The 10,451-nt window shown below is 35.0% G+C and carries 12 protein-coding genes; 6 read left to right on the top strand and 6 right to left on the bottom strand.

All coding sequences use genetic code 11. The annotated features are described in order from the left end of the window. Positions 1–90: 90 nt before the first annotated feature. On the bottom strand, positions 91–252 hold the full coding sequence (locus tag ACODR7_RS21195; protein ID WP_488842219.1) for a bacteriocin-like protein: 162 nt from the start codon (positions 250–252) through the stop codon (positions 91–93). Positions 253–480: 228 nt separating this feature from the next. Between ACODR7_RS21195 and ACODR7_RS21200 the strand changes: the two genes are divergently transcribed. Beyond that, positions 481–753 (top strand): hypothetical protein, encoded by a 273-nt coding sequence (locus ACODR7_RS21200; protein ID WP_488842221.1) that lies wholly within the window; start codon positions 481–483, stop codon positions 751–753. A gap of 102 nt (positions 754–855) precedes the next feature. On the opposite strand, the gene ACODR7_RS21205 is transcribed toward ACODR7_RS21200, so the two are convergent. Continuing rightward, complete coding sequence (locus ACODR7_RS21205; protein WP_488842223.1) at positions 856–1,806, bottom strand: isopenicillin N synthase family dioxygenase; 951 nt, start codon at positions 1,804–1,806, stop codon at positions 856–858. A gap of 84 nt (positions 1,807–1,890) precedes the next feature. Between ACODR7_RS21205 and menD the strand changes: the two genes are divergently transcribed. Then, complete coding sequence (gene menD, locus ACODR7_RS21210; RefSeq protein ID WP_488842225.1) at positions 1,891–3,561, top strand: 2-succinyl-5-enolpyruvyl-6-hydroxy-3-cyclohexene-1-carboxylic-acid synthase; 1,671 nt, start codon at positions 1,891–1,893, stop codon at positions 3,559–3,561. 2 nt (positions 3,562–3,563) lie between these two features. Here the strand turns inward: menD and ACODR7_RS21215 are convergent, their stop codons facing one another. Then, positions 3,564–4,190 (bottom strand): aminotransferase class IV, encoded by a 627-nt coding sequence (locus ACODR7_RS21215; RefSeq protein ID WP_488842227.1) that lies wholly within the window; start codon positions 4,188–4,190, stop codon positions 3,564–3,566. Further along, on the bottom strand, positions 4,174–5,151 hold the full coding sequence (locus ACODR7_RS21220) for an aminodeoxychorismate synthase component I (RefSeq protein WP_488842229.1): 978 nt from the start codon (positions 5,149–5,151) through the stop codon (positions 4,174–4,176). The genes ACODR7_RS21215 and ACODR7_RS21220 overlap by 17 nt, the downstream gene beginning before the upstream one ends. 45 nt (positions 5,152–5,196) lie before the next feature. Between ACODR7_RS21220 and ACODR7_RS21225 the strand changes: the two genes are divergently transcribed. The 4 genes from ACODR7_RS21225 (at position 5,197) to ACODR7_RS21240 (ending at position 8,063) form a co-directional block, all read left to right on the top strand. Beyond that, a complete protein-coding gene (locus tag ACODR7_RS21225) occupies positions 5,197–5,922 on the top strand; it encodes a hypothetical protein (RefSeq protein ID WP_488842231.1) in 726 nt (241 codons plus the stop codon). A gap of 72 nt (positions 5,923–5,994) precedes the next feature. Continuing rightward, positions 5,995–6,720: a beta-carotene 15,15'-monooxygenase gene (locus ACODR7_RS21230; RefSeq protein ID WP_488842233.1), complete on the top strand. Its 726-nt coding sequence runs from the start codon at positions 5,995–5,997 to the stop codon at positions 6,718–6,720. A 14-nt stretch (positions 6,721–6,734) separates the two neighbouring features. Next, on the top strand, positions 6,735–7,814 hold the full coding sequence (locus tag ACODR7_RS21235; protein WP_488842235.1) for an AI-2E family transporter: 1,080 nt from the start codon (positions 6,735–6,737) through the stop codon (positions 7,812–7,814). Between the two features lie 21 nt (positions 7,815–7,835). Next, on the top strand, positions 7,836–8,063 hold the full coding sequence (locus ACODR7_RS21240) for a DUF3820 family protein (RefSeq protein WP_488842240.1): 228 nt from the start codon (positions 7,836–7,838) through the stop codon (positions 8,061–8,063). Positions 8,064–8,261: 198 nt separating this feature from the next. Here the strand turns inward: ACODR7_RS21240 and ACODR7_RS21245 are convergent, their stop codons facing one another. Then, positions 8,262–8,834 (bottom strand): hypothetical protein, encoded by a 573-nt coding sequence (locus ACODR7_RS21245; RefSeq protein WP_488842236.1) that lies wholly within the window; start codon positions 8,832–8,834, stop codon positions 8,262–8,264. Between the two features lie 20 nt (positions 8,835–8,854). Further along, positions 8,855–9,961: a hypothetical protein gene (locus ACODR7_RS21250; protein ID WP_488842238.1), complete on the bottom strand. Its 1,107-nt coding sequence runs from the start codon at positions 9,959–9,961 to the stop codon at positions 8,855–8,857. Positions 9,962–10,451: the final 490 nt, after the last annotated feature.

The following is a 10,451-nucleotide window of genomic DNA, read 5'->3' on the forward strand; positions in this document are numbered from 1 at the left end:
GGCTCAAATCTATTTTATTTTAACCCAAAAGAAATAAAAAACCACCTCTGTAAAGAAGTGATTCCATTTATGGCATTTTAATTTTGAATCTTACATATCACTGTTCGTGTCCGGGCATTTGAAATCATCGCTGCAGGTAGCACAAACAATCATCCCATTGCAATAATACATACAGAAATCTGTTTCCGGAAGATTAGCTCCACCTGAAATGTTCTTTAATTGGTTCTTTTGTAGTTTTTTTAGATTTTTCATATTATTTTAATTAAAAATTTGTAGTTAATGTAAAAATAATTAAAATATTTTTAATTAAATGATATTTGTTTAATTAATAATAAGAATTTAACATAATAAGATCTCTTAAGAGCTATATTAATTATTGGTGTTAATTTAAACTATTGATTATTAATAAAATAATTGTTATTTTTAAGCTAGCGTTATCCGAAAAGCTTATAGAGTAGGAAATACCAAAAATCAAAAACTATGAAAAATTTAAAAAAACTTTCAAGAGAAGACAGAAAGGGTATTGTTGCAGGAGTTAATTTTCCGGCGTATTGTTTTGAAGGAGGAGGACCTGGAGAAGGAGGATGCTCTGCCGGAGAAATTTGTTCGAATGGAAAATGTGTACCTTATAGTGGAGGCCCCGGAGGTGGAGAAAATCCTGGTGGCGGTGGTGATTCTTATACTTGTATCTGTCCGTGGGGAACTTTTACACAGCCTACACCGTGTCCGGAATTTTACTGTATAACAGGATAGTATAGGTTTTATAAATGTAGAACGGTATGTACGCTTGTTACATATTTCCAAGTGAAATACAATAGTAAAAATGGCTGTCTTAATTTGAGACAGCCATTGCGTTTATTTTTTAATCAATCCCAGTTCGATCAATCTTTCATGCAGGAATTCTCCGGCTGTTGTATCTTCGTATAATTTAGGATTGTTTTCGTCTACACAGTTCTCAAGTGCATTTAAAGACATGGCACTGATTGGATGCATAAAGAAAGGAATTGAATATCTTGAAGTACTCCACATTTCTCTTGGTGGGTTTACCACTCTGTGGATAGTAGATTTCAACTTGTTGTTGGTATGTCTCGAAAGCATATCTCCAACGTTAATCATCAGCTCATCTGGTTCTGCAATAGCATCTATCCACTCTCCGTTGTGATTTTGAACCTGAAGACCTTTTCCTTGTGCTCCCATTAAAAGAGTGATAAGGTTGATGTCTCCGTGAGCTGCTGCTCTTACCGCATCATCCGGTTCTTCAGTGATTGGCGGATAGTGAATCGGTCTTAAAATAGAATTTCCTTCTGCGATCTTGTCATCAAAATAAAATTCATCTAAACCAAGGTGTAATGCTAAAGCTCTTAACACATACTGTCCTGTTTTCTCAAGCATCTGGAATGCTTCTTTACCAACTTCGTTGAATCTTGGAAGTTCTTCAACGATTACGTTGTCCGGATACTCAGTTCTGTATTTTGAATCATCAGACAGATATTGTCCAAAGTGCCAGAATTCTTTTAAGTCTCCTTTTTTGAAACCTTTTGCAGTTTCTTTACCGAATCCTACATAACCTCTCTGGCCACCAATTCCTGGAATCTCATACTTTTGTTTCGTTTCCACTGGTTGTTCAAAAAAGTTTTTTACCTCTCCATACAAATCATCCACTAGGTTGTCATCAAGAAAGTGGCCTTTTAAGGCTACAAAACCAATTTCTTCATAAGCTTTTCCGATTTCATTTACAAATTTCTGTTTGCGTTCCGGGTTGTCCGAAAGGAAATCACGCAGGTCTACACTAGGTATTTTATCCATTTTTAGAAATTTACGAACAGCAAAATTACATTTTTTTTAAATTAAATGATTTTAAAATCATTATTTATAAGTTAAATTTGCTGTATGAAAAAATATTCTTCTAAGAGAAGTATCCAAATACTTGCACATCTTCTTCAGCAGTACGGAATTGCAGATATCGTAATTTCTCCGGGGTCAAGAAATGCTCCTTTGGCTATCCATTTTTCAGAGATAGATGGTTTCAATTGTTACAGCATTGTAGACGAAAGAAGTGCCGCTTTCGTGGCAATGGGAATGGCGAAGAGTGAGAAAAAGCCGGCAGCTATTACCTGTACCAGCGGATCTGCTGTGGTTAATTATTATCCTGCGGTTACTGAAGCGTTTTATCAGAACATTCCGCTTTTGGTACTTACAGCAGACCGACCGACTGATTTTGTTGATATATTCGATGGGCAAACGATCAGACAGAAGGATGTTTTTCATCAGCATTCCTATGGTGACTTCCAGCTTTTGGAAGACAGCAAAGAAAATGCGGAAGATATTAATTTCGATATCATTAAAAAAGCTATTGAACTTTGTTTTGAGAAGCAAGGTCCGGTACACATTAATATTCCATTGGAAGAACCTTTATATGAGCTGGTTTCAGAGCTTCCTACTTTTCCAACGGTAGAAAAGACCATCAAGCATAAAGAATATGAAATTCCGTCCAATCTGATTGCGGAATGGCATACTTCCCAAAGAATTATGCTGCTGGTGGGAACAAGAGATTACAGCCCGGAACTGGAAAGCCAGCTGACTCAGTTGGTGAAGAACCATTCTGTGGTTGTGTTGAGTGAAGCCAATTCAAATTTACACCATGAGAAGTTTTTCAAACATATAGACCGTTATATTTTCAATTTTACGGAAGAGGATTATAAAACGTATGCTCCTGACCTGTTGATTACAGTAGGTCAGAATGTAGTTTCCAAGAAAGTGAAACAATTCCTTAGAAGCGCCCGTCCTAAACAGCACTGGCATCTGGATGAAGTGTGGCAGCCTGATACGTATTTCTCACTCACAGAAAAGATAGAGGTGAAGCCAGAGGTTTTCTTCTCAAAACTGTTGAAGTTTATTAATCTGGAGCCTAGACCTTATTATAATCTTTGGGATGTTTTAAGGGATAAAAAAGATGCTAAACACGAACAGTTTCTGAATACAATTGATTTTTCAGATTTCTATTTCTTCAATAAAGCATCACAAACCATTCCTGAAAACTATAACATTCATTTCAGTAACTCTTCAGGGATCAGATATGCTCAGCTGTTTGATTTCGGGAAGAGAAAAATGTACTGTAACAGAGGAACAAGCGGTATTGACGGATCTACTTCTACGGCAATGGGATTTGCCATCAAAAATGAAAATCCAACTTTATTGATTACAGGTGACCTGAGTTTCTTTTATGATATCAATGGTCTTTGGAATCAGTATATTCCACCGTTTGTAAGAATTATGATCTTCAATAACGGTGAAGGAAATATCTTTAAAATTATTCCGGGACCTAGAAATGCCAACCCGAATACATTAGACGAATTTATTGCCACAAAGCACCGCAAGAACGCCGAATCTCTGGCAAAGCATTTCGGATTCTCCTATATCAGGGTAGAGGACGAACTTACGCTGGACAGAGTTCTTGAGAATTTCTTTAAACCTGATGCACAGCCAAAAATCCTGGAAGTAAATACTCTCGGGAAGAACAGTGCAGATGTACTGAAGTCGTATTTTGAGTTTATGAAGTAGACTTAAAGATCAAGATATTCTTCATTCCCCGGCAGATTGATAATTCTGTCGATAGGATAGATAAACATATCATCAAAATCATTCAAAGCATTAATGATCTGGAAATGGGTGAATTGCTTTATGTTCTGTAAGGTGATCTCCGTTTCTTTGATCTTTTTATGCTTTAAAAGATGCTGCCTCTGCACTCCATTCAAAAGATAAGTAGAAGGAGTGAACCAGTCTTTTCCTTTTAAAAATAAGATATTGGAGAAAGAGGTATCCGTAATATGATTGTTTTTGACAATGATAATTTCTTCTGCCTTAGCTTTCATCTTCATTTTTTCCAGTTCCTTACGATCTTCAAATTTGAATGAATAATCAAAGCTGTTATTTTCTAACAGCTGAAAATCCTGTATTTCAGGAATAGCATAAGGAATCATCTGTGTTCTGACTCTTTTGTCAAGGTCATAAGCAATTCTTAACTTGAAAAGACCATCCTCATCATGCTGCAGATTTTTATAGATCTTGGCCACATCAATAGAGTCTTCCTTCCCAAAATGGGAAAATGTTTGATTGACACGTTTCTGATGTAGATCCAATAGAAAAATCTCCTGATCTTCTACTTTAATGCTTTCAATGAATTGGGACATAGATTTTATTTTTCATTTCCTGATACTCGTCTTCTAATTTACTCATGTGCGTTATACCGCCTCCGCTTTTGAAATACAATTGGTCTTCTTGTTTTTCAATAAAGCGTATCATTACACAGCTGTCTACATTTTGGCCGTCAAACCAGCCGCAAATTCCCGTGTAATACCCTCTGTCATATCCTTCCGCATCCAGAATTATTTCCAGTGTTTTAGGTTTGGGAGCTCCTAAAATAGAGCCTGCAGGAAGAAGTTTCTGCATAATACTTCCTACTTTTCCTTCAAATTCAGGTTTTATCTTTCCTGAAATTTCAGAACTCATCGCATACAGATCCTTTTGCTGGGTTTTGATAAAATCAATATGCTGGAACTGGTCCACCTTTACATCATCAGCTACCATACTCAGATCATTCCGGAGCAGATCTACTACGGTATAATGTTCTGCCTTCTCCTTTCTGTCATTCTTCAGAATTTCTGCTGCATTTTCAATAGATGCATCAATGGTTCCTTTCATGGGATAGGTGAAAATTTTTCCATCAATGATCTTTACAAAAGTTTCAGGAGAAAAAAATACAAAAAAATCTTTATAAAAAACTTTGTATTTCGCATTTGAATGATAAAAAATTTCTTCTAAGGTTAAATTGGTCTCAATTCGTGTTTTTCTGGTATAATTTACTAAATAGGAATTTCCTAAACGAATATTTTCCTGAACTTTATCAAACCCTATTTGAAAGTTTTCCAATGTTTCAGGATAGGATTTCCAGACGATTTTTTTATTCAGCTCCTGTGTCTCTTTTGTGTTTGAAAATGTCTGAAAATCAATAATTAATCCTTCTTTTTTAATTTCATATTCCTGATAGATTTCAACATTCTCCGAGAGAAAGTCGATGATGAAAAAATAGGGAACCTTCTGAAGAGAAAGTTCATCCATTTCCATAAATTTTTGATGATTCACTGAAAACATTCTGCAAAAGTACTTATTGATGTTTACTTTTGCATAAATTTTTTTATGATGCAGAATAAATATCCTCAGAAACCGGGAATAGATTTTATATTGAAGCAGGCATTTTTTTACTGGAATAAAACCCTCGTTTTTCAGCTGATGTTTTCTATCGTCTTTTTTGGAATACTGCTTACTGCGGTGATGCTTTTCGGAGAGAAGTATGGCATTTTTTCTTATAATAAAGAATTGCAGGAAGCCTTTATGCAGGGGACTCAGGTTTATTTGAAAAAAATGCAAGCAATAACAGCAACTGAAAATTATCAGATGTTTACATTGGCAATCTGGGGAACAACAGCATTCCTGTATCCGCTGAATCTCGGGATGTTTCAGATCTTCCGCAAGCTTGATCTTAAAGAAAATATTGTGATAGGAGATTTGTTTGCCGGATATAACGGGCTTAACTTTTTTAAGTATGTGGGCTATTTTCTTTTCTGGTTCTTTATTTACAGGTTTACCCTTCCTACTGTCGTATTGGCCATAATCTGGGTGGCAGTAACACTATTTGTCGCTCCATTGATGTTCTTCACCAATAAAAGGATTTTCGAATCCATTTCCCTGAATTTTAAAGCGCTTAAGATGTATTTCGTTGAAATAATGGTGTGTGTAATTGTTGCTTTTCTATTCAAGTACTTAGGTTTTGCATTGTTTCTGATTGGAGGTCTTTTCACATTTCCATTTTGGAATGCAATGATTTATTCATTGTATAAAACGGTCTTTTCGGAGAAAAGTTAAAATTCATTCGTGTTTAATGGGATTTTTTACTAAAAAAAAGTAAATTTGGTAAAATCATTAAATATTTAAACTATGTCTGAATTTAACGAATTTGATCAGCAGGGTTCTGTACCTAACAGAGATACGGGATCAATTATTTCTCATGCTTTTGAAATGTACAAAGGCGTTTTCGGTTACGGAATTGTAGCCATGATCATCTACCTGATCGGAGGATCTGTTATTCAAATGCTTACAGGATTTGACTCTGCTTCTATGGTTGAAGAAATGAAGTCAGGAGGCGATTTTAATTACTGGAGTGCTCCCGGGCTTCCTTTATATATGGGAGCGTCCAGCCTTTTCGGGCTTTTATTATCTCCTTTGTATGTAGGATTGATCTATATGGTCAATAAATACAATACCAAAAGCCCGATTGAATTTTCTGATCTTTTTATCGGATACCGCCAGAATTTTGTAAACATTTTGATTTATAGTTTTCTTGCCTGGATAATTTCTTCCATTGCTCTGGCATTGTGTGTGTTGCCTGTCATTTTTGTATATCCTTTCCTTTTAATAGGATATCCGATTCTGTTATTTGAAAATGCTTCAGCTACAGAAGCTTTATCAAAGTCGTTCAACATTGCTAAAGAAAACTATGGAACTTTCTTATTAACAGGTCTTTTAGGAGGTCTGATTTCTGTTGCGGGAATTATTCTTTGCGGAATAGGGATCATCCTGACAGCTCCGTTTATTATGATTGTAATGTACTCAACCTATTGTGCTTTCTTAGGAAAACCAAGACAAATTATGTTCAGCAAATAAAAATATAAAAATACATGATGAATAAGGACAAACAAATAAGCAGTGTTGCGATAAAGCAGATGTCATTGCTGGCCATCATTCTGGTATTGGCCGGATTGATCTGCTTTAATCTGGCATTGTTTATTCCCTCAGTGTTGGGGGCGATTACCATTTATGTAGTCTGCAGAAAATACAATTTTTATCTGCAGGAAGAAAAGAAATGGAAACCGTCACTGGCTGCGTTTGCATTGATGTTGGCAAGTCTTATTGTTCTTATTCTTCCGATTTATTTTATTGCCGATCTGATTATTGATAAATTGGGAAATGCACAGGCTTATATGGCCAAGTTCAATGTTTTCCTGGACAAAATACATTCTTATATTTTCTCAAAAACAGGGTTTGATATTCTGAGCAAAGAAAATATGGCCAAGCTGAAAGATAATGTAGGAAAATTTTCTACTTCTGCAGTCAGTGGGACATTCAATACGCTTACAGTAATAATGTCCATGTATTTTATTCTCTATTTTATGCTGGAAAGACCGAGGCTATTTGAAAAGATCCTTACTTCTTCAGCTCCGCTGAAGAGAGCAAACATCTCTCTGATCGGCGATAAAATGAGAAAATTAATTATGGCCAATGCTATTGGAATTCCAGTTGTAGCAGTAGGACAGGGAATTGTAGCACTCATAGGTTATCTGATTTTTGGAGCACCGGGAGCAGCATTGCTTTTTGCACTAACTGCTGCGGCTTCTGTGATTCCTGTAGTAGGAACAGCTATTATCTATGTTCCGGTGTGTATCTTTATGATTGCGGAAGGTAATACAGGACAGGGTATAGGTTTAGCAATCTACTGCCTAGTAGTGGTAGGTCTTACCGATAATCTCCTTCGTTTTACCCTTTTAAAGAAACTGGAAAACATCCATCCACTGAATACGGTATTTGGAATCATTATGGGAATGAATCTGTTTGGCTTTATGGGGCTTATTTTTGGTCCTATTCTGATCTCATTGACTCTTCTTCTGGTTCAGGTATACAGGAATGAATTTTCGGATGAAGAAACACCTCCGGATCTTGAACTACCCGGTCAGGATGATATTAAAGAAAAATTAATTTAATTAGATAAAAACGTGGAAGGACTGAATCCCGAAATACTAAAAGAAATCTGTGTCATGAAAATGCCCTTCGGGAAATACGAAGGAACAGTTCTGATTGATCTTCCGGTAAGCTATCTGGAATGGTTTAATAAAAACGGAATGCCAAAGGGAAAACTGGGAATGCAGCTTTCAACAGTTTATGAGATCAAATTAAATGGACTGATGGATCTTTTGGCTCCCATCAGAGCAACGGTAAGGAATGGATTGTAGAAATTAAAATAGACCAATCTTAGTATATGATTTCGGCGGCATCGAAGATTGGACGACATATGTCTGATTGAATTTGGAATAACTTTTCGGAGCCAAATCACATAACAAATTTTTGAATTGGCTATAAAATGAAAATGATTGGCTTTACCGCAGACAGGTAAAGCCAATCATTTTATTAGTTAAATATATTAAGCGTGATTACTGTTTCGTAAAAATTAAACCTTTTGTTTCAGGAAGATAAATATTAATATCTGTTCCTGGAGGGCACTTGCTATCATCAAGAATAATATCATTAGGTTTATATTCCCATGAGATTTGAGTAGAACTGATTTTTTTTAGAATTATTTTACCCCAACCAACACGGCAATTTGTACCACTATAAAAGAATATAGTAGAATTATCATAAGATTTTGTTCCTATACTATAAAGATTAATTGAGGGGATATTATTATTCTTTGTGTCTTGCAAAACTACACCAGAAGAATTTTTAACAACATACTTTATATCTAAAACATCTGAATAATAGGTTTTTTGTGAGCTTTTTTGTAATTTCTTTTCAATTTTTGTAATGTATAGTATAATGTTTTTTCCTTGAAAATTTCCTTGAAATACCCCAGTATATGAATTTAATTCATTGTTTAAATCTTTTAAATAAGAATTAGCAGGAATATCCTTTAAAGAAGTGTTTAAAGGGAGTGTGGTTTGTGCTTTACAAGATAAAAAGCCTAAAAAAAGACTAAAAAATATTGTTTTTTTGATATTTGTTTTCATATTCTATATTTGATTTACTATTAGCAAGTAGTTGAGGTTGGCTGATTATTGGCATTCAGATTAATATTTTTTACACTACCATCATTTTCTATTCTTTGTAAATTAACTTTTCCTTCCAGCCCCATATTCTTTAATGTTTCAAAAAAAAGTTTTTCCACTCCTAAATTATTTATTGTACCATCGCTATTCATGTATGTCATTCCATTTTTTGCTTTATCTGTTAAATCACTTTCAGTCTTTATATAATCAATAATATAAGCATCTATCTGGTCTTGTGAATAATTGGTAATAGCATCTTGATAAGTTCCATTAAACCAAATAACATAATGCATGCCATTTGGAGCAACCATTCCCACATAAGCATTATTTACATTTGCAGGATTGGAAGTTGGTTGTGCTCTTGCAAATCCTAAAAGCTGGTCAATATCATTAGGCGATAACATCGGTATTCCTGTTGGGGTATGGTTATGATACCCTCCTGCATAACCTGTTTTATCCTTGAAATTTACACTGTGTGCCAGACCAGGTATTGTCTCAGAAGGTGTACCATCTACTTTAAATTTTACTCCTTTTTCACCACCTAAAGTAGATTGTGCTTTAAGTTCATCAATTTTTGCTTTGACTGTGGCGTTGGTTATTATACCGGTAGTCTTTTCACAAGGATTCTTCGGGTCCTGAGGGTTTTGAGTTTGACTTCCACCTCCTCCTCCGTAGGTGTCAGACCCACCACTCATTCCACCACCATTACTTCCGTAATCTACGTAAGGCTGGTAATAATGATTAACAGGTCCAGTAATATCTCCATAAACATAAATTATAACTGGTAGTATATCTTCTGTTTGTTCAGGCTCTCTACCTCTTGATGCTATTGAAGGTGAATTATAAACGTTTTGAAAATTTGAAATCATACTCTGTACTTCGGGGGAGTTATTTTTCAATACTATAAAATTAACCCAATCTCTTTTGGGATTAACCAATCCTACCAATACTGCGTTAACTGAGCCGTCTTTTATAATTGGATAGGCAATTCCTTTTGTTGTTTCTCCGTACGTTAAACTTCTAAGATTAAAATAAATTTCTCCTACTTCGTTCTGGAATTTCTGAGTGAAAACAGGATTATTGTTCATGAATGTCCGAATAATTTCCTTAAAGGGCTCATGATAACTGATAATTCAGAGTTCTTTTGTGTGTTTTTTTGAGAGTCTAGATTGCTCTCAAACCTGCTAAATGCTTCGATTTTTTCTCTTTCAGTTCTTTTCTCTTCTTGAGTAGCTTCATCGGTTCTACACGAATTGAAAAAAAACAATGACACTGTTACTAATAACAGTAACCGCAAAATAATTTTTTTGTTCATCGATTTGTTATAATTTTTAAGTTGGCAAATATATAATATTTTTCATTTGGTAACATATGTTTTTCCCTATACTTTGAAATATCTTTCTACAAATTTATATATGTGGAGCGACAAAACGGGTCGTATTATTTTAGTTTTCAATCTTGTATTAAATAAAATTAAAGGGATTGATGGATCTTTTGACTCCCATTAGAGCAGCGGGTAAGAAATAGATTGTAAAAATTAAAATATACCCATTTTAGCATAAAGTTTCGGGGGGGGGG

The sequence above is a fragment of the Chryseobacterium sp. FG46 genome (assembly GCF_057809135.1).